General features: G+C 35.4%; 10 protein-coding genes and 1 pseudogene. 3 read left to right on the forward strand and 8 right to left on the reverse strand.

Going from position 1 to position 21,321, the window contains the following annotated elements; translation table 11 throughout:
• Positions 1-876, reverse strand: a pseudogene (locus MR062_RS15905) (hypothetical protein); the annotation flags it as partial.
• 425 nt (positions 877-1,301) lie between these two features.
• Positions 1,302-3,212, reverse strand: a complete 1,911-nt coding sequence (locus MR062_RS15910; protein WP_242206070.1) for a hypothetical protein — start codon at positions 3,210-3,212, stop codon at positions 1,302-1,304.
• Positions 3,213-3,901: 689 nt separating this feature from the next.
• Here MR062_RS15910 and MR062_RS15915 point away from each other — a divergent pair.
• From MR062_RS15915 to MR062_RS15925, 3 genes are all read left to right on the forward strand, one after another.
• Entirely contained in the window at positions 3,902-4,252 is a 351-nt protein-coding gene (locus MR062_RS15915) for a hypothetical protein (protein ID WP_242206072.1), read from the forward strand.
• A gap of 296 nt (positions 4,253-4,548) precedes the next feature.
• Positions 4,549-4,905, forward strand: coding sequence for a hypothetical protein (locus tag MR062_RS15920; RefSeq protein WP_242206074.1), 357 nt, complete (start codon positions 4,549-4,551; stop codon positions 4,903-4,905).
• An 89-nt stretch (positions 4,906-4,994) separates the two neighbouring features.
• Positions 4,995-5,705 (forward strand): LytR/AlgR family response regulator transcription factor, encoded by a 711-nt coding sequence (locus tag MR062_RS15925; protein ID WP_242206076.1) that lies wholly within the window; start codon positions 4,995-4,997, stop codon positions 5,703-5,705.
• Between the two features lie 291 nt (positions 5,706-5,996).
• Here the strand turns inward: MR062_RS15925 and MR062_RS15930 are convergent, their stop codons facing one another.
• The 6 genes from MR062_RS15930 to MR062_RS15955 all read right to left on the reverse strand — a co-directional run bounded on the left by MR062_RS15930 (position 5,997) and on the right by MR062_RS15955 (position 21,228).
• The gene (locus tag MR062_RS15930) at positions 5,997-8,180 is read right to left on the reverse strand and encodes an alginate lyase family protein (protein WP_242206078.1); all 2,184 of its coding nucleotides are present in this window, start codon (positions 8,178-8,180) and stop codon (positions 5,997-5,999) included.
• Positions 8,181-8,454: 274 nt separating this feature from the next.
• A complete protein-coding gene (locus MR062_RS15935) occupies positions 8,455-11,772 on the reverse strand; it encodes a VCBS repeat-containing protein (RefSeq protein WP_242206080.1) in 3,318 nt (1,105 codons plus the stop codon).
• A gap of 20 nt (positions 11,773-11,792) precedes the next feature.
• Positions 11,793-12,818 (reverse strand): hypothetical protein, encoded by a 1,026-nt coding sequence (locus tag MR062_RS15940; RefSeq protein ID WP_242206081.1) that lies wholly within the window; start codon positions 12,816-12,818, stop codon positions 11,793-11,795.
• A gap of 127 nt (positions 12,819-12,945) precedes the next feature.
• Positions 12,946-16,638, reverse strand: a complete 3,693-nt coding sequence (locus MR062_RS15945; protein ID WP_242206083.1) for a CBM96 family carbohydrate-binding protein — start codon at positions 16,636-16,638, stop codon at positions 12,946-12,948.
• 166 nt (positions 16,639-16,804) lie between these two features.
• On the reverse strand, positions 16,805-18,325 hold the full coding sequence (locus MR062_RS15950; protein WP_242206084.1) for a RagB/SusD family nutrient uptake outer membrane protein: 1,521 nt from the start codon (positions 18,323-18,325) through the stop codon (positions 16,805-16,807).
• A 17-nt stretch (positions 18,326-18,342) separates the two neighbouring features.
• Entirely contained in the window at positions 18,343-21,228 is a 2,886-nt protein-coding gene (locus MR062_RS15955) for a SusC/RagA family TonB-linked outer membrane protein (protein WP_242206086.1), read from the reverse strand.
• Positions 21,229-21,321: the final 93 nt, after the last annotated feature.

Genomic DNA, 21,321 nt, shown 5'->3' on the forward strand with positions numbered 1-21,321 from the left:
TGTTCCATCCCCATTATCCATATAACTGGTAAGGGTCTCGCTCCCGGACACCACATTGTTTATGTTATTGATAATGTCCTGCAAAGTCACGTTGTCGTCCTTAACGCCATCGCCATCGATATCCACCGTGCCGTCGGGCACCTTTGTATTGGTCGATATCATGTCTCCTAAATTGTCGGTGATGTCCTTTAGAGTAACATTGTCGTCCAAAACGCCATCGCCATTGATGTCTACAGTACCATCGGGAACCATTGTATTTCCCGCCAGCACCGTATTGTTGTAATCTTTCTTAACCTTATTTTCATCAGTATAGCTCGATGTTCCATCCCCATTATCCATATAACTGGTAAGGGTCTCGCTCCCGGACACCACATTGTTTATGTTATTGATAATGTCCTGCAAAGTCACGTTGTCGTCCAAAACGCCATCACCATTGATGTCTATAGTATTATCTGGAATCAGCACACTATCTGCAGTCGCAGAAATTTTTACGATGTTGGGATTGTCATTCTCATCTGTATAAGAAACGGTTCCATCTCCATTATTTTTTAAGGAGGTAACGGTTTGGCTTATGCTAGCAATGGCATCGGAATCTACCATACGAAGCCACTTTGCCCCACCCCAATAGTAATACCCTGGGGCAACATCATTAATTTTTGTGGTATTATAGACTAACAAACTTATAACATTACCACTGTTAATGGTCTTATTATCGTTAGTACCGGACAAAGCCACTCTGGGAATTAGCAGTCCTTTATCACTAGATACAATATCCAATTGGGCAGCCCCGTCCGGCACAGGAGAGCCTATGCTTACCTGTGCATACGAAACAGTGAAGCTAAAAGGAAAAATCAATAAAAGTAAAATTTTCTTCATTTGTGTTGGTTTTATAATGTCTTTTAAGATTATTTTAAAGTATATTTTAACTCTGTGAATTTTGAATTTTTTCAAATCTCTTGCATTCTGAAAATCATTCAAATATATAGAGCCGAAATAGCCTAAATAACTAAAATGACAGGCAAAACCTTATTAACCAACACCAAACAGATAAAGCACACATTTTTAAAGCATATATAGATCTTTTATGTTTTTTAGCATAAAAAAACTGCATAGGCCTATTATTGCACATAATTCTCCCTTAAAACAACCTATTTGGAATTTAATATTTTTAAACCTTAAAAACGGTCGCTTGAAAACACACGACTATACAGAAAATTAGTACACAAGAAGAAGATCGTGGATTTTTCTGTTAAGATTACATCAATACCACTACTTTAAAGCTTAACAACCTATTGCTATTATTAGCTTAAACTTTGATAAGGAAATTTTAGAATTTGAAAATTGCAGTACCCTTCTCGATCGGAAGTCGCGAATAGCAATTGGGCCTTCAATTTATTTGCATAGGTCTTGATTAGAAACATCCCTAGGCTTGAACCAAACTCTTTTTTGGATGAATTTATGTAATCCTGAATATCCTTTTGCAAAAGCCTATCCATTTTATTTCCATTATCATAAAACTTAAAATAAACCATTTGCTGTTCGATCAAAACTTCTAAAATTATTTTTCTTGCCTTGGAATGCCTAACAATATTTGTCAATATATTTCTTATTAAAACATTTGTACAATTACTCTTAAAAGACTCTTCCTCTTCATTAAAATGATAATATGTTAGCACCTCACATTTATTTGCTTCAAAAAAAGGCGTTAAATCTTCTAAACACTGTTCAATGCTTTTCTTAATAAATTCTTTATGTTCTCCTTTACCTCTTCTATCGATCCACAACCAATTTATCAAATTATTGCACAATCCTTTTATATTATTTAAGTAAGCGTTTTGCAACAATAGCTTACTTTTGATTTCTTTATCGTTTATAGAATAATTTTTAAGCTCTTCTATAATTATTTCCATAGAGTGAAGGGGAGAAAGCAGGTCATGCGAAATTACCCTTTGAATTTCCATTTTGACATGCATTTCTTCGTTTAAACGTTTATTAACTCTATATATTCGTAACAAAAGGATGAAAATTAAAACAATGAAAAAAAATGCCGTGACCAAATATATGGTCATTTGCTTTTGGTCCTCCTTATAATTCGCTACTTCCTGCTCCTTTTTTTCTGTTTGATACTCTACTTGTAGCTCATAAGCCCTTAGATTCCAATTTTTATTCCTTATCACATAAAGCATGTTGAGTGTTTTGTTAATGAATTTCACTAAATCAGAAGCATTATCCCCTTCCAATTCATAAAGCACATTTTTTTTAAGATTATACAGCCATACCTTGGATTCAAAGTCCCTTTCTTTCTGTTTTTCATACGCTTCAATAGCTAAATTTGCGTACCCCAAAGCTTTTTGATAATCTTTTAAAAAGTAATATCCATTTGAAATATCGTTATATATTAAAAAAGTATCGACCAAAACAGGGAATTCTAGGATTTCGATTGAATAATCTAAAGCTTCCTTATAGTTACCAAGGCCCCAACAATAACTAGAATAAGTTCGGTAAAAGAATTGTCTATAAAATTCAAATTCCTTATTATTATCTATTATCAAAATACCTTCATTAAACGCTTGATTGACCCTCTCTGAAGAGATCGGGACAATTTTTGACGCACCCTTTCGTAAATCATTATAACACCCATAAAGCTTATATAAAGCATTCGTACTGTTTAATGTAAGGCCTTCAATCTCTACGAAGTACTTCTCGACCAAATATCTATCTCCCACTAATCGGGGCCAGTTTTCATAATAGTTTACATTTAGCATTTGATTTAAGGTTAATATCTGGGCCAGCGTATCATTGTTCTTTTGGAAAACGGGCAATATTTCACGACACAATCTGGCTGATACCACCCTACTGGAATCAAAGTACTTTCGGGCTAAAAATAATTTAATGAACGATTTTCTGGTTTTGTCTACAGAATTATCCTTAGTAAATTTGTTGAGTTCTGACACAAAAGAAGAGTCTACATTTTTGGTCTCCACAAGCTGTTCAAGCTTATTTCTTATTAAGGTATCTAACCTAATATTATTAGATAAACCGTCTATTTTTTCATAATTGGCAACGCCATAATTACCCTTTTTAAATAAATAATCGCTCAATAAAATTGTTCCATTATCATCAAAACTTTCTTCCTTGTAGAAATATTTGAATATCAGAAAAAAAGCTAGAACCAAAGCGCCTGCTGAAAAAATTAATCTATTTTTAAGCATAAATCGTATCGTAATAAATTTTATTCCTCTTCTTCTTTAAACACTATTATTTCTTTTAATTAAGCCTTTAAATTTAATTTAAAAACACCCCTTTATATTTCCTTTATAGTTGGAAAACAAATACATATAAACAGGTTTTTTGATTAACCATTTCAAACATACATGAAATTTAATCAGATTTTATTAATACAGTATTGTTTTTGAGATAAACTGTTTAAAAGCTGTCATATTGTACACTTTGCATATAAAATTATTACATTACACTAAATTCACATATTTCATTTTACATTAAAAATTTAGAAACACACCTAACAGTTAACTCTTATTTTAACAAGCCACACAAGCAACTGCGCATTTTAAACATATACCAATTCTAACTAACCATTTTTTTTTATACTTCCCCTTTCTGTACGGCCTTCCTTAAAAATTTCTATCTCTCCTTAATAACACCAAAGTCAATTATGCATGAAAAGAACCTTATTAGGTATAATTAATGGTGTATTCTGTATTTTTTTTGTAAAAAACCCAAAAATTCACAAATAGATATAAAAAAAAGCAAATACGATCGATTTTTCTTTTTCAAGACCCAACACCCAATTATCTACCTGTTATACAAACAATTAAAGTTAATTTTAACCTCAAAACCAATGAAATAGATATTAATGAATATAGACTAAAGACCTAATCCAATGAAAAAAAGTAAAGTTGTTATCTTTGATTCCCAAAACTACATCTCAAAACTTATCCCGGAAGGATTTAACAAAGCTTTGGATTTTAAGAATTTTGACAAATCTGTTCCAATTCCCATTCACATGAATAATGATGCTGATGCTTCTCTTATGTTTGTAGTATATTCTCATGAGGAACTTCTAAGCCTATTGGATTTACATGGAAACTACAAACAGACATTTCTTTGCTCATTCGAAAAAGAAATATTAAAAAAAGCACCGGAAATATTAAAGGTTATTCCTATAGACATTTCTACCCATAATTTTGAGCTTGAAGACAAATTACGGGATCATTTTTTAAAAATTGTTTAACCCTTGTTAACCAAAAAAAGAATTGGTGTATGGGTCTAGCTAAACTTTATTTTCAAAAAGACTTAAAGAAAGTTCTTTTGGCACACCTTAGAAATTCTTATTTAGTTTTTATGGTTTGGAGGTTTTATTAAATCATCCGGTAAATTAATTAACAACAATTTTGATATTAACTGACATTATTCAAAATACAACATTATCAGAAGCAAAGGCAAGTAATAACAATCGTTTATCTACCATATTTATAGTTATCATCTTATAAAAAATTAAAACAAATTATCATCAAAAAAAAACAGAATATGAATGTTGAAATTCTCATCTATGACCCCCAACTTTTTTTTTCAAGGCTAATAAAATCAAGTATTGTTAATGAATACTCCTTTATTATTGCAAAAAACCCAGAAGATTTTTTTTGTGCCTTAAAGCTCAAAGAACCTTTTGCCGTTATTTTTGTAATATACTCCCTCGAAGATTTATTAAATCTTTTAGGAACACATTATCAAACTGATGCCCATATGATTTTATGCGCCTATGATAATAAACTTCTGGAAAAAGCTAAAGATTATAATTACCTTCACCCTTTAGACCTGAACAAACATAAGAATGATATTTTGCATGAAGTTAAAAATTACATCACATTTTTTTTGAATAAATAATTATTTCTGTCCTGTTTCCTACAGTTCGATTTTTTTTATTAATTTAAAAAAATCTTAATCATGCTTAACCCTAACGCATATATTTCAAAATGGAGAATCTTCAAATTTTACTTATTGATGATGATGAACATCATTTAAATAACTTGAGCCAACGCCTTTACAACTTATCTTACAAAAATATAGTTGAAGCCATTGGTTTTAAGCAAGGAAGCGTTTTTCTTAAAAGCATGCAGCCAGACCTTATTATAATAGATTACTATTTGGACAATGGTAAAACTTGTATCGACTTTATTAAAGAAAACCTTATTAATAACTTAACCCCTGTAATAGTAATCTCTGCTTTTTTTGATGAAAAAACATTTAAAGAAATCAAAAGAATAAAACCAATAGATTTTCTGTCTAAAAACTGTAGCGATTTCGAATTGAAAAAAAGCTTAGATCTCTCTTTAATAAAAAATATTTCCAGAAATGACAAGATTGCTAATCCGAAAATATACTTTGTTAAGGTAGGAAATAATATAAAAAAAATAAAGGTCAAAGATATAGAAATGATTAGAGTGGATGGGAAGTATATAATTTTACATATCGAAAATAGAGAATACCCTATTCGATCATCTCTAAATAATTTTCTAAAAAAATTACCTGAAACTTTTATCAAAGTTCATCAGTCTTACATTGTAAATTTAGATTTCCTAGAAAGCATCAATCCGGAAAAAAATAAAATTAAATTAAAAAACTGTGAAGCCTATTATAGTCGAAACTATAAAAAGACCTTATTCAACTATTACCTGTTATCATAAACAGCCTCATTTTTAACACAGATAAATGCCTCTCTAGATGTAATACATTGAAGGTTTGCCTTATTTTAAGAATGCCCAAAACCTGGCACTTGCTTTCTAATTTCCATAACTGCCAATTTAGCAACTTCTGTGGCTCCTAATTTTGACAAATGTGTGTCATCCTTTTTGCCCTTCTCATAATATAGGTGCTCATCTGGCTCAAAATGGAGGTGTAGGTTTTTGATCCTTACTACAATTCGAGCGTAATATAAGGTGTCTATTTACATTAAAGACTAAATACAGTATCCCAACTTATTTAATATTATACACTTTGGTGCTTTCTTTATCCTTTTCAATTAATACAATTTCGCCATGTATCATTTTTCCATCCACGACAAAAAAGTGATTGGCTATGGTTGGTGAATTATATGCAACCACCAAAGTATATGACTTATTATCGAAATGTACTGTCACGGCTTCAGCATCTTCTTTTGACAATACATTATCGTTTCTGTCGTATACCGGTGTACTTTTATATGTTATGTTGGTGGTGTCGGGAAAATACAGCAAGGAAATAAAAGTTTCAAACCCTTTGGTGTTTTTATAAACTTCAACGCGTTTACTTTCTTTCTTTAGGTTATACTCTGGAGAATACCAAGAATCTTCTAATTTTAATTCGACATCACTTATAGGGTGAATTTTCAAATTTCGACTGTTGTAAGTTGTTATTATGGCTTGGTCTTTAATCTGCACCTTTGTATTTGGAAAGTTAAAATACTGCGAATACTTATGGTTTTCTTTTGCCGAAAAACTATCAAAAACCAACCAAACATTAGGCTTTAAGAAAAGCATTCTACGTTTCATGGACACTGGATCTTCCAATCGTTTATAGCTTGTATTTTCTGCTTCTCCGTAATCAAAAATTGGATTTGACTTTGTATAGATCCCATCGGTCCAGCCTTGATAATCACTCCCCCAAGCTCCATTTAAAATGCTATTTGGTAAATTGTCTACTCCTAGCCCATTATGACTCCTATTTTCTTTGAACATTTTTCTCCAGGTATTGTCCACATAAGTGTAACGCCCATTGTCTACTAAATAATCCCTACCATTAGCATAAATTGTAAAACTTAACAGGTCTTCGTGTGCATGCCCTCCTGCCAACTTTTTTAAGTGTAACGAGGTATAGGTTGCATCTTCTTTCCATGATGTTCGCATATAAAAATCGCCTGAACTTTGTTGGAATTTTGATAAGAATGATGGCTCTTTTGGCTCTATTGTTTTATAATTTTCATTGGCCTCTTTACCTATAATTAAATAATCCTCAAAATCCAACGTTTTGTATGCTCTTGTCTTTATAACTGGATCATTGTACAGATATGCGGCCAATGATAGTAACCCTCTTGTATCTGTGTCGTCACTGTCTCCCAATAATGGCTGGTGGTAATTTGGCTTTTGCCATCCTACATTGGCATAAGCCATCGCTTTGGTTTTTTGCACAAGTATTTCCGGTAGTTTTATATTATTGCGTTGCGACAATAGATTCACATTCATAAAGCAATGGAAAACTTCATTATGGTACATGGGTGAATGCTCCCAATGTGTCCCATCTTCTAAAACCTGCAATGCTATGCATTGGGTCAATCTATCTATTGCATTACTTTGCCAGTCTTGGGCTGTATTAAAGTCTTCTAAAAATACTGATACATTGAATAGTCCTTGGTACTCCAAAACGCCCCAATTACTCGTTTTCGAAAAATTACTAAATGCACTATCAATGTATTGGCCGTGTTGATATAATGCTTTTAAGAATTTAGCAAGAAATTTTGGTGTTACGTGTTTTGAGTTTTTTATATACTCGAACGCCTTAATCCAATTTTCACAACGTATTCCTGCTTCTATTCTTCGCCATGCTGCGGAGTTTTTATATTTATCCTCCAATGAGGGTAATGGATTATGGTCTATCCAATGATTTACTTGGTTTATAAAAGCTTTGGCGTATTTCTCTTTGCCTGTAAAAAAATATGCTTTTCCAAGGTGTATCCAATATTTATGTCGGTTAAGCATATAGGTCCATTCTGGATCTCCAAAAGGGTTTTGCTCCCAAATAATTTCTTTTTTAAATTGGTAAGGGATGTTGGTTCTTTCCATATCCCATGCTTCCCTAAACACAAAATATTGAGATACTACTTCGTCTGCAATCTTAATTGATCTATTAAGGTCTTCAAGATAATTCTCGTTTATATATGGGATATCCTCCTTTGAAACTCTTTTATATATATCTTCTTTTTTTCTATATACTTTTAAAAGTTCTGTTAACGCTTTACTTGAATTATTTTTTGCATGACATTCTTTAACCTGCTCCATATATGGCGTGTCCAGATTTAATTCGTCGAATATGTTATCTAAGCGTATCGTCTTTGTTTGTGAAAACAGTTGGCCAAAAACAACCAACCCCAATAGAAATATCCAACCTTTTCTTTTTATTACAATCATTTTAATTTTTGCTTTTAGGCTTTGTTTAATTCATAATTAAACAAAGTTTATTATTTGCTATTTGCCGAGAAAGATATTAAAATCCACATCAAAATACAATCGATTGTACTTATGATTTTATATTGTCTTTTACTTTTCCAAAAAAACGTATGTCCTAAATCTAATTTGATTTTCAAACGAGTGGCCTACACGTTTAGCTAAAGTAAGTTTCTGTTCTCTTCTGTTTATATATGTTTTACCAATAATTAGAGTGACTATTTATTCTAACTTTATATTATTCTTTTTTGAGATCAAACAATTGATGTGTCTCGTTGTTATTTATTACAATTATGGCTGTCCCACGTGTTGTACTAACTTGTAACATATTACGAACGTTCTTATTTGCGATAAAGCCTGTTTTATAAGTTGGCATATAATTAAATTGTCCTTTCCCATTTCCTTTTAAAAAAGCCCCTACTCCTGCATCATTTCTGGTGGTTTCGATTTCTACTTGATAATTGTTTCCTGCCAAAAGTAAATCTGCTTGACCATCATTGTCAAAATCATCCAACAACATACTATTTATTGGGCTTCTTTGAACCTCGTAAGTAAATGGTTCAAATATAAACTCTCCTCCTCTATTTAAAAATATACCAGACCTGAACTCATTGGCTTTGTAATGTAATGCCGTTTTTATTCCTTCTCCCAATATGCCCTGCAGATCGTTATTGGCAAATTCTTGGTAGCTTTTTATTTTCTCCTTCAAAACAGGCATTTGTTGTGCTGTACAGCTCTTTCCTCTAACTGGAACTTGCCTGTCTTTATAATGTTTAGCCAGAAAGACATCTTCGGTACCGTTATGGTCGAAGTCTTTGGTATAAATATGAAATGGCTTATCCTCTGAGGCATGAAATTTAGTGTTGAGGCCCAAGTTTCCGGCTATAATATCCTTATCTCCATCACCATCAATATCTTTAATCAATAACTTGTTCCACCATCCCACTTTATTCGATAAGTAGTCATATTTTTTATTTTGGGACAATATGCCTTTATTATTTTCAAAAACTTCAATGCCCATCCATTCACCGGTAAGGACAAGATCCAAATCATTGTCTGCATCCATATCTACCCAATGGGCATCGGTAACCATGCCTATATATTCCAATGATGGTGCCAGTTGCTGTGTTTTTATGGTATATTTCCCTTTGTTGTTTACCAAAATATAGCTTTTAGGGGCATGTGGGTATTTACCGGGTATTAGGCGTCCTCCCACAAAAAGATCGATATCTCCATCGTTGTCAAAATCGGCCGGGTCTACCACCGATCCTGATTCATAAAAATCAGGAAGGCAATCGGTACATTTCCTAAAATTGCCATACCCTTTGTTCAGATAGAGTCTGTCCTGTAATTGTTGAGCCCCTTCAGCAAACTCATAACTTCCACTTACAACATAAAGATCTTGGTCGCCATCGTTGTCTGCATCAAAAAAAACGGCACCAATGTCTTCATACGTTTTATCCAAAGAAAAATCTGTTATGGTTTCTTTTTTAAACTTTCCAGAAGGCATTCCCATTAAAAATTGTCCTTCTTGCATATACCCTCCACCTAGATATAGGTCATCCAATCCATCATTATTGATATCTGCCTTTGCAGCTCCAGGCCCCAGCTGAGATAGTTTATGTGGCAACAGTAACTGTATTTGAAAATCATCAAAAACGCTATCTTTATGCGTATAGTTGAAAACGGTCTTTTCAAAAATTTTAGGTTCCTCCTTTATACTTTCTTCTTGAATTAAAGCGGCTTCAGCATACCTAACCGTAATCAATTGGTTAGGTTTTACATTATGGAATTTTTGGACCTTTCTATCTGGCCACATCATTTCAATTGTCTTTATCGTTTTGGTTTTACTGAATCCAAAATGTAATTTATTGGATACCGATGACAGGTAGCCCCTTGTATTAATAAGCTGCTTTTTTTGTAATGTCCCGTCTTCAAAAAACAATGTTGCTGTAACTCCTACTCCGAATTTATTTTTATCTGCTCCTACAAATTGAAATTGCAAATAGCTTCCTTTATCCAATTCCCGGGCATTGTTCTTTAAAATGGACGCTTTTTCATTAATGTTATTGACTACCACATCTAAATCGCCATCGTTATCAAAATCGGCATAAACCGCCCCGTTAGAAAATGTGGGCTGCATCTCTGCCCATTCTGTGGTACGATCTGAAAATGTAATGTCGCCATTGTTCTTAAAAAAATAATTGGTCATTTTTTGCTGTGGCAACATTTGTGTGTATTCAAGATATTCTGCTTTTGTTGGCTTTTTACCTTTCTTCCTTATAATGTCGAGTATCTTTTTATTAGTGTCTTTATCAATAACATCTCTATAAACGCCATTGGTTATATAAATATCGTTGTACCCATCTAAATCAAAATCGGCAAGTAAAGGAGCCCAGCTCCAATCGGTATTGGCAATTCCAGCCATATTACCAATTTCACTAAATGTACCATTGCCATTATTTAGCTGTAGCACATTATGCATGTATTGGTAATGATATCCTTTGTTTACCATTTCCCAAAATTTGTCGATAGAGGTCATGGACATGGTCGTTTTAGAGCGCACATAATCTTCTGGATTCATATCCAGGGCCATCATATCATACAGTCCATCATTATTGATATCGGCTATATCCCCTCCCATACTATAAAAAGACATGTGTTTGAACATCTCATGTTTTTTATCTGAAAATGTGCCATCGCCATTGTTTATATAGGCAAAATCGGGCATGCTAAAATCATTGTTAACATACACGTCCAGCCAGCCATCGTTATTTAAATCGCCTACTTGGGGATTGAGCCCAAAACCTCGATCTGGAATTATCCCTGCTTCTTTAGACACCTCTTGAAAATGCCCTTCTCCATCATTTTTGTACAGTTTATCACTTCCCTTTAAGGCTATGGTTTCCTCGCTGGTAGCAATCTCATTTAAATCTAAAATGGCCTTGTAATCTCTGGTTACCGTAGGTGCATTGGACATGTAAACATCTAAGTCGCCATCATTATCATAATCAAAAAAAGAAGCGGCTATCGTTCTACTTGTATCAGCGAGCCCATATATCTCTGCTTGCTCGGTAAAGCTTAGGTTCCCATTATTGATGTACAATAAATTCTTTAGTTTCTCGGCTTCCTTAAACCACCCTGCCCGGCATATATAAATATCCAGATATCCATCATTATTAACATCGGCCACAGAAATCCCCATATTAAATCCGTTGTTATCTTTTATTCCTGCCTTTTCAGTAATATCTTCAAAATGAAAATCGCCTTTGTTGAGGTACAATTTATTTTGTGATGTATTGGCCGTAAAGAATAAATCTACCAAACCATCGTTGTTAAAATCGGCTGCCGCTACCCCGCCTCCGTTGTATGAATAGATGTATTGGTAGTAATGAAAGTCTTCGCTTTCTTTAATGTGGTTTATGAAATCTACTCCCGATTCTTCCGACAATATTTGAGTGAACAGTTTTTCCTCAACCTGTGTATTGGTAGATTCCTCACAGCCCAAAATCAGCATTAAGATAAAACAGTATGGAATTAATTTAAGCTTACCCATTAGTATTTCCTATAATCTCTTTAATTAAAACTTTCTTTTCTTACAATTCTTGCGGCACGCTTTCGTTCTTCCACCAAATTATTGAACCAATCCTCCATCATCATATGTTCCAATTGTGCCTTTGCTTCATTAAATGGAACATATCCGTTTTCTTTTCGATCATAACCTACCAAAATGGATAGTTTTTGACCTACATCCAAAATATTGGAGATCTCTCCTTTTTGTAATCTTTCTATATATCGATATAGCGGCCCATACATTTCCCCATCTGTTCTGCTCCTTTCACTCTTTAAAGTTTGTTTGTCAATCACTTCAATGCCATTAATCGTTCTCAAGGATGATAATTCACGTTCAAAATCCTGAATAGTTACCACTTTGCTTTTTATTTTTTTCATCAAGTCCAGCGCTTCATTTTGGGTATAAGGAGATGCATTTCCATAAGGCACCGACAACGTTGCAAGGTCAATATCCGGTCTTTTTTTAAAAATACTGTCCTTAACTTTATTATATCGGGTTTTAAGTTTTTCTATGTTTACCATTTCAGGCATCTTTTGCCTTTTTAAAGTTAAAATGGCATTGGACAACAAATAACTGTAATATACCTGTTGGGAGTAATTTTTAGGCCCGTAAATAATGCCACCTCTATCTAACACCTCTTTCCTTCGTTCATTTTCCTTTTGAAGGGATTCTTTAAAGGAATGAAAATCGATGGTATCCCTAATTCCGTATGTTTTAAGGATTATGTTTTGTATTTTATTTTCTATGGCGGCATCCAAGGCAAATTGCTCCAATGTTGCTTTAGGCTCTTCATTGCCATAGGTTTGGTTCCAAAAGTCCTGAATTACATCAAGGTTATAATTATTCTTGTAATAGGAAATAACATTGGTACGTACTTTTTGTTTAAAAAAGTTAAATTCTGAACGCACTATGGGCTCATCATCAACATACAGCAAGACCTCTTCGCCTTTGTAGATCCAGTCCCTACTGTTGTTTTTGCAAGCAACTACAACTATTAACAGAACTAATAAAACTCTTTTTGTATACATTTTATAAAGTTTAATTCAGTACTAAATATAGAGTATATTTAGTACTGAATTATTATTAACACTCTTATACAGACTAAATATAAAGACTGTATTGGCAATATTGCTTATATTCGAAAAACGGGTTGTTCTATTGCTTAATAAACTTTAGAATTACAGGCTGCTCATTTTGATTTGTAAGTCTAATAATATACAATCCTACTTGTAAATTAGACACATCCAGGTTTAACGTGTTATTTATTTCGTTTAATTCTAAATGCCTAATATTTTCTCCAGATAGTCCCAAAACCTCTACCGTCGTTCCTTTTGAAAATGACCCTTTAAGGGTCAAAGCACCTTTTGTTGGGTTTGGAAATAAAATTGATGACAGGTCTTTGTTAGCCTTTTGTTGCACCATTGCCACGACCTTACTTAAATTTTGCGAACGCTTTGATGTAGATCCAGTTGTAGTTACAACCAATTCTGGCACATTCGTATTTTCTTTGCTATGGAAATCTACCGTGTTTTCATCAGGATTAAGACTTTTTAGTATAAATGAAACTGTACCATCACCTGCCTTTTCATTGGCCACCAAATTGGAAACGTCCCATTCGTAATACTGCAAGGTACCATTAACTGTTACTGAAGCGATAGCAGTTCCTGTTGCATTAATATCATTAACTGTAACAGTTCCCTCAGACCAAGTGTCTGTTGTTGCTTGATACACTTCAATAACGCTTGACGCACTTTGAACTTGTCCAAAGTTCGACATATATAAACGCAATGTGGCATTGTCTACGGTACCAGACAAACTGGAAAGATCAAACTTTAGTACGGCATCCCTATCATAACTATCATTATTAGAATTTTTCGCTCTTAAGAAATTGGCTGTACTGTAATTATTTCCGCTATTGGTTCCTCTTCGCACATACGAATCATCTATGGCACTCAAGGTATTGGTTGTAGTTGAAGACGTCGTGGTAGTTATTTCTAAAACAGGCTGTACCCCAGAGGCAGCTTCTTTAGAGCTGAAGTTAATCCACTTATTACTGCCAATACTGGTAGATGTAATTTGTAGCGAAATACTATTATCTCCATTTTTTTCTGTAATCACCTGATTGGTGATATCCCATTCTAGGGTTCCAGTACTACCTGGCTGCGTTGCCAGTACACTTCCTGCTGTTGGCTTGTTGTTATAGGTGATTCCCGATTCGGTCCAGGAGTCATCGCTTACAAATGATACTTCTAAGTTCGTTGTCGCAATGTCTGTACCTGCCGATGAACTTACCAATTTTAGTTTAGCCGACTGGATAGTTCCTGATACCCCCGAAAGATCAAACCGCAAAAAGCCTTCTCTTTTATAGCCCACAGCATCATTTTTAACTGTAAAGACGTTTTCAGAACCGAAGTTAGTATCTGCATAACTTCCATCCCTTACATAGGCATCGGCCTCTGCAACAATGGCTGTGGTGCTATTACCAGACGAAGGTAAAGTCACTATAGCAAGTTGAGGGACATTTGTATTTTCCTTACTATCAAAATCCACAACTACCTCATCTGTATTAAGTCCTTTTAATATTAAAGATACTACCCCATCTCCAGATACTTCAGTATTAATTAAACTGGTAATATCCCATTCGTAATACTGGGCAGCTGAACCAACAACAAGAGAAGCAGCTGCTGCTCCTGAAGCATCAATATCATTGGCTGTTACGGTCGCTTCAGACCATGTATCGGTGTTGGCTAGATAAACGGCTATATTGGTACCTGCTCCACTGTTATTATAAAGTCTCAGTTTTGCACTATCTACATTACCTGAAATGGAGGATACATCAAATTTTAAAACGGCATCCCTATCATAACTCGCATCATGGGAATTCTTAACCCTTAAATAGTTCACCCCACTATAGTTATTACCACTGTTCGTACCTCTTCTTACATAAGAATCATCGATAGGGGTTAAAGTGGTCGCTGTGAAATTACTTGTAGTAACACTTACTTCGGAAGTATATGTGGAATCGCCTATAGCATTGGAGGCTTTCACTCTGTAATAATAGGTTGTAGCACCTAACACATTGGTATCGGTATAGGTTAAGCTATTGGGCGGAAGGGTCGCTATTGTTGAAAAACCGCTTCCGCTGGTTGTTGAACGTTCTACAATAAAATTATACTCGTTGTTAGCATTATCGTCCCAATTGAGCAAAACAGCATTCAACTGGTTTTGAGCTGTTAGATTCGATGGCGCAGCAGGAACGGTCGTTATGGTTCCTCCACCTTCATAAGCTCCAATGGAAGGTGCTGCTAAAGAAGATACTGTATTTCCAAAATAATCGCGCCCTCCATTATCTGCCACCAACTCTCCCATACCAATAGCTGGTGATCCTGATGCTAATTTATAGCCATCAACATTCCCAAGGGTTACCACACCATTTGAAAAACTACCAGTCGTTCCTGTGTTAACGGCTACCAGCATAGGATCTAAATTAGCATTACCTTTTGTATTTACCGGAGATGTCGCATGCTGATTATTGTTAGGGTAATAAATAATATTGTTCCTGATATCGACCCCCGATTGTTCCCAGGTCGCATCTTTCTCTAAATAAAAGATATTGTTAAATATCTCATAGCCGGACCCTCCGGTCACCCTTGTTACATAATTGAGAATTTGACTGGAAGCAACATAGAAGGTATTATTATAAAACTTTGTATTTGTAGCGTTTACAATATGTATTAATCGTTCCTGATCGTTCTCACTAATGTTATATCGTACCGTATTGTTGTCCGTATTGGTATCTCCAAACTCAATAACCAACATAAAACCACCTCGGTTATCATGGCTATAGTTATACTGGAATGTGACATCAACAGACCCACCATCCAAATCGTAAGACTGTCCGTCAAATGTGCCGCGGGTAGCATAAGCTTCATTAAATTGCCATACCGCGCCCAAACATCTGGTAGCCCAGGTAGCTATATTTGCCAATCCCATCACAGAACCTCTGGTATTGTTATCGTACAACAAATTATATTCAACAACACCATCTAGCATAGATCTGGACAAAATGCCATCTCCTCCCGATTTCTCTACATAATTATTACGTATAATGGTATTTGTTGACAATCCTGGTTCATTGGGGTTACAATTACTTCCAGCTACGCCATCTACACAGGTCCATGCAAAGGCATGGCTATAACCTGTACGGTCACAATTTATAATTTGATTGCCTTCCACTAAAATATCATCATAATACGAGTACACAGGATTCGTCCCCTTGGTAGTGGCAATCATAATGCCCTGGCTTCCATCATACCCCTTTCCGGTTTGGGAGCCTTCAGCACTGTTCATTTCCCCTTTGACATCATGAACATAATTATTTAGTAGCTTGATACCACTAAGCTTTCCTGCATCCTGGTTTTCTACCAAGATTCCTTTTCTATCATACAGATTTGGGTCTTTGTTGTTTATAATTTCAAAGTCCTGAATTGTAATGTATTCAACATTATACACATAGATGGCGGCCCATAAACCATTTCCATCTATTAAAGGGCGTGTATCGTAATTGGTTGTACCGTACTTACCAAATGTAATAGGGTTGCCCAAAGTACCACTATTTTTTGGTTTTAGTTGACCTATCCAGGTCTCGCCCGCTTTAAAATAGATATTGTCTCCGGGCTGAAAAGTGAAATTGTTAACTTTGGCTAATGATTGCCAAGGTGTTGAAGTAGTAGTGCCATTATTGGAATCGTTACCAGTAGTAGCATCAATGTAATAATCTGTTGCAAAACTGTTTATTGCCATCCATAAGAATGCAAATAATAAGAGTTGTTTTTTAGTAATGTTCATTTCATTGGTTAATTAGATTAGTTTGATTTATCAATATTACATATGTTCATTTTTTTGTTGGATTAAACATTGTATAAGGGGTCGATATGTTAATCCCCTACCCATAATTAATATGGGTAGGGGTTAACCAGTACTAACTCAAAATATATTATGATGCATCTATATTTTAATTGGCTAATTGTGGTGCTTTATCTATTTCAGACTGTGGTATTGGAGAGAAGTAAAAATACTCACCACTAGTGGCTGGAACAGTACCATTTAGCACATCAACTGTTTCATCAGGTGACCGGTTTTCTAAAGCTTCTTTTACACGCTCCATACGTACTAAATCATGCCAACGCTCATATTCCCCTGCAAACTCCCACTTTCTTTCCGTAAAAGCTAATTCGGCCAAATCTCCTGTTAATAAATCTGTAGTAGCTCCGGCTCTTCTTCTTACTTTATTTAATGCTTCCCAAGCATCGGCCGTCTCATTACCTAATCGACCTGAAGCTTCAGCATAATTCAACAACACTTCTGCATAACGCATGAAATAGCGGTTGATGTCATTATTTGTAGTATTAACGGCACTCCAGTCTCCTCCTACTACTTTTCTAAGTATCGGATGTGGGTCCGACCATGTTTCCCACTCTGCTCCAACGGGATTACTTCCATTTGGAATTGTTTCGAGAATATAGGTGTCGTTAAAGCGCTGTTCGGTTCCATCTGTTTGTGCGGTTGCTTCAAAATCTTCAAAGAAGGCTATTTCACCAAAGGTTTCGGTCCACCCACCGGCTTCTGCTGGTAATCCTAAACGTCCAGTTGTTCTGTTTCCAATGCCACAATCGTAAGCACAACCTACCATTGTAAATACCCCTTCGCTATGGGAAAATCGGCCTGCTTCCGTCCAAAGGCCCCTAAAATCATCAGATAAGGCAAATCCATAGGTGCCCGCATTATCTATTACTTCTTTTGCCTTGGCGGCTGCCAAAGCATATTTGCCCGCATCTTTAAGTGGATATCCTGCCCAATGCATGTATAATCTTGACAAGAAGGCTTTTGCCGACCCTTTATTGGGACGTACGCCCACTGCGGGAATGCCCGGATATACATTTGGCAGTAAATTTTCTGCCGCTTTTAGATCTGATTCAATTTGCACATAGATCTCTTCAAAAGAAGCTCTAAGCAATGCTTCATTGGAATTAGACTTTAATTGTATAGGGATTCTACCATAGGTTCTGGTTAAATGTAAGTAAGCAAAGGCACGCATAAAATAAGCTTCCCCTATTAATCTATCAATTGTTGCGGCATCACCTTTAATATTATCTTTAGCATCTATGGCCGTGTTGGCAATCGTAATGGCATTATAACAACCGGTATAAGCATCTGTTAACCGTTCTGAATCAGGAGTCTGTATTCTCCAGTCAGAATGTCTAAAACCAATTTTATTACTACCACTATGTGTCGTTATATCATCGCCTCCATAACCTGCAATAAAAAATCCGGACCATTTCGCATTATTTTGAAGTTTGCGGTACATTCCCGTAACAAGTGCATCCAATGCTGCATCTGAACTTAAAGATGTAGGATCTAACTGTACCTCTCCTGGATTTTCATCAAGATCGGAGCAAGCTACCATCATAAGAGTTGACAACACTATACTTCCTATTTTAAACCAAGAAATCTTATTTATTCTATTTCGTATCATACTTTATTTTTTTATTATTAAAATCCTAAATTAACACCCAATGTAAACGTTCTTGGATTTGGTAGTGCACCAAAATCTAAAGAAGGTGTTGCATCTGATGAAGAGGTTCCTGTGGAAGACACTTCGGGGTCGTAGCCTGTATAATCTGTTATGGTAAACACATTTTGGGCACTTACATAAATCTTTAAAGATTTAAACCCTTTAACTTCCGGTAAAGTATAACCTAAAGACAAATTACTTAATCGTATAAAACTTCCATCTTCAATATATCTAGTAGAATTGATATGGTTAGTTCCTGAAGTAGGGCTATCACTCTTTAACATATCTGCACTGGTTGGCACTGTAACATCGCCACTTGCCAACGAAATCATTCCGCGGGTAGCATTTAGAACATCATAACCATGAACCCCTCTAAACAGCATATTAAGGTCGAAGTTTTTGTAGGTTAATGTATTATTCAAGCCCCATGTGAAATCTGGGATACCATTACCTATAACCCCTTGGCTATCGGCATATTGGGCCACACCATTTGCATCTGCTCCTAAATAGCTAAACCCATAAAAGTTACCTAATGGTTGTCCTTCTTCGACTATATATAAATTATTTCCTGTCCCTCCTGGATTAATCCCGTTAGGTCTGGTTAGTATTTGATCCAGCCCTCCTAAGTTCAACACTTTATTACTAACTGCAGACATTGTTAAGTTCGCGTCCCATTTAAAGTTATCTGTATCGAACACCACTGCAGACAGGCTAACATCTACACCTGTATTTTGGACTTCACCAACGTTAGTACGAATTACGCCGCCTCCATTGAATTGGGGAACCGGCAGATCCAATAACAAATCGGTCGTGTTTTTCTTAAACCAATCGACACTTAAATTTACACGACCATTCGCCAGTCTAAAATCTAATCCCGCATTGAATTGTTTTGTGGTTTCCCAAGTTAGATCTTCATCTACCAGGGCACCGTTAGCTAATCCAATATTAAAGGACGATCCACTAAAGAAGTAATTGTTTCCTGTAGCCAGAGATTGGTATGTGGAAAAAGGAGGGATATTTTGATTTCCTGTTTCACCATAACCTGCTCTTACTTTTATGTTATTAATAAATGAATCCTCTGAAATAAACTGTCCTAAATTATAAGCTGCAGATACAGAGGGAAAATACCCGGTACGATTACCTTCTCTAAATCTTGACGATTCATCGATACGAATAGTTCCTGTAACCAAGAGATTATTAGCCACATTTACTTCTGCTCTTGCTACATAAGAATCTATAGCACTTTTTACTTGATTGGCTCCTATAGTTTGTGTTTGTCCCAACTCCAACAGGTAAAATGCATCGGACAATCCAGAAATAGCATAGTTTTGTGAACCTATATTTGCTATTTTAGTTGTTGCGGATTGTAATTCGTAAATTCCTGTAAGTTTTAGGTTCGTGTTGCCAAAATCTTTATTCCATGTTAAAATATTACTTAATTGATAGTTATTGGTTCTTATGGCGTTAAATGAAGCTCTCCCTTCCAAAACTGATGAGCCTGCTGGGATCCCCTCAAATATTTCTTCATTAAAATGTGTTGAAGATGCTCCCGCTAAAATTGTAAAATTCAAGCTTTCTGAAATGTCATAAGACAGATTAAGGTTTGCGTTTAAACGATCCTCTACCAGATTACCATCTCTTTCATTTTGAACGGCAATTGGGTTTACTAATATGGAACCGTAACTTGATTGTAAATTGTAGTCTCCATTTGAATCACGAACAGACAACGCAGGATTAAAAGACAATACATTTACGACACCTCCTCTGGTGTCTGATGAAGCTCCAGAACCTCCTCTTATCAAGTTAAGGGCATTCTCTTTAGAACCATATATATTTAACCCTACTGAAAGTTTATCGTTTAAGTCGGCATTTAAATTACTTCGCAATGAATAACGCTTATAGTTTGTGTTCATCACTATACCTTCTTGATCGACTAAATTACCAGACAGGTAATAATTAAGCCGCCCTTCGTTTCCACTGGCCGATAGTTGTAGATTGTTTGTTAAAGCTGTTTGGAAATACTCGTCCTGATAGTCTGCCCCTCCACCAGAAACCGTAGTTCCTGCTAGTGAAGCAAATTCAGATGGTGATAGGAGATCGATCTTTTTAGGAATTTTGGCAGACGATATAAAGTAATTGAGGTTAATTTGTGGCTCGCCCGACTTTCCTTTTTTGGTCGTTACCATTACCACACCATTAGCTCCTCTTGATCCATAGATAGCCGTAGCTGAGGCATCCTTAAGTACATCAATGCTTTGGATATCGCTGGCATTTAAACTGGACAGATCGCCTCCAATAATACCATCAATAACCACTAAAGGGTCATTACTTCCTGTAATAGAATTGGAACCGCGCACCCGTATTTTAATATTACCTCCTGGTGCTCCCGAATTTTTTGAAACATTAACACCGGCGGTACGCGATTGCAAGGCATCTTCTGCTCGCGTTATAGGTTGTTTTTCAAAATCTTTTGCCGATACTGTTGAAACAGATCCAGTTAGATCTGATTTCTTGGCGGTTCCGTAACCAATTACAACAATATCGTCCAGCTGTTCTGCTGATGATTTCAAAACAATGTCTAAAACACTATTAGAGCCTACTGTTTTCTCTACCGTTTCATATCCTATATAACTAAAGACCAAAATATCGTTAGCAGAGGCTTCGATGGTATATTTACCATCAAAATCGGTAGATGCTCCTTTAGTGGTACCTTTAATCAAGACGTTAGCTCCTGGAATGGGCTGCCCGTCTTCTATAGAGGTAACTGTCCCCGTTATTGTAGTTTGACCATACATACACACACTTGTAAAGAACATCATGCACATATATACTATTTGTCTAGTATGTGAGTTGTTTTTTTTCATACTTAATTGTTTAAAGTTATTTTTGTTGGTTATAAAATTATATTCATCTGTTTTTGTTTAAGAGTTACAAATAATCATTATCAGGGGGGGAAA

Source organism: Aestuariivivens insulae, assembly GCF_022662195.1.
Taxonomy (GTDB): domain Bacteria; phylum Bacteroidota; class Bacteroidia; order Flavobacteriales; family Flavobacteriaceae; genus Aestuariivivens; species Aestuariivivens insulae.

Coding starts and splice junctions, on each gene's coding strand:
- MR062_RS15910 (WP_242206070.1), bottom strand. CDS start 3,212: ATGCTTAAAAATAGATTAATTTTTTCAGCAGGCGCTTTGGTTCTAGCT.
- MR062_RS15915 (WP_242206072.1), top strand. CDS start 3,902: ATGAAAAAAAGTAAAGTTGTTATCTTTGATTCCCAAAACTACATCTCA.
- MR062_RS15920 (WP_242206074.1), top strand. CDS start 4,549: ATGAATGTTGAAATTCTCATCTATGACCCCCAACTTTTTTTTTCAAGG.
- MR062_RS15925 (WP_242206076.1), top strand. CDS start 4,995: ATGGAGAATCTTCAAATTTTACTTATTGATGATGATGAACATCATTTA.
- MR062_RS15930 (WP_242206078.1), bottom strand. CDS start 8,180: ATGATTGTAATAAAAAGAAAAGGTTGGATATTTCTATTGGGGTTGGTT.
- MR062_RS15935 (WP_242206080.1), bottom strand. CDS start 11,772: ATGGGTAAGCTTAAATTAATTCCATACTGTTTTATCTTAATGCTGATT.
- MR062_RS15940 (WP_242206081.1), bottom strand. CDS start 12,818: ATGTATACAAAAAGAGTTTTATTAGTTCTGTTAATAGTTGTAGTTGCT.
- MR062_RS15945 (WP_242206083.1), bottom strand. CDS start 16,638: ATGAACATTACTAAAAAACAACTCTTATTATTTGCATTCTTATGGATG.
- MR062_RS15950 (WP_242206084.1), bottom strand. CDS start 18,325: ATGATACGAAATAGAATAAATAAGATTTCTTGGTTTAAAATAGGAAGT.
- MR062_RS15955 (WP_242206086.1), bottom strand. CDS start 21,228: ATGAAAAAAAACAACTCACATACTAGACAAATAGTATATATGTGCATG.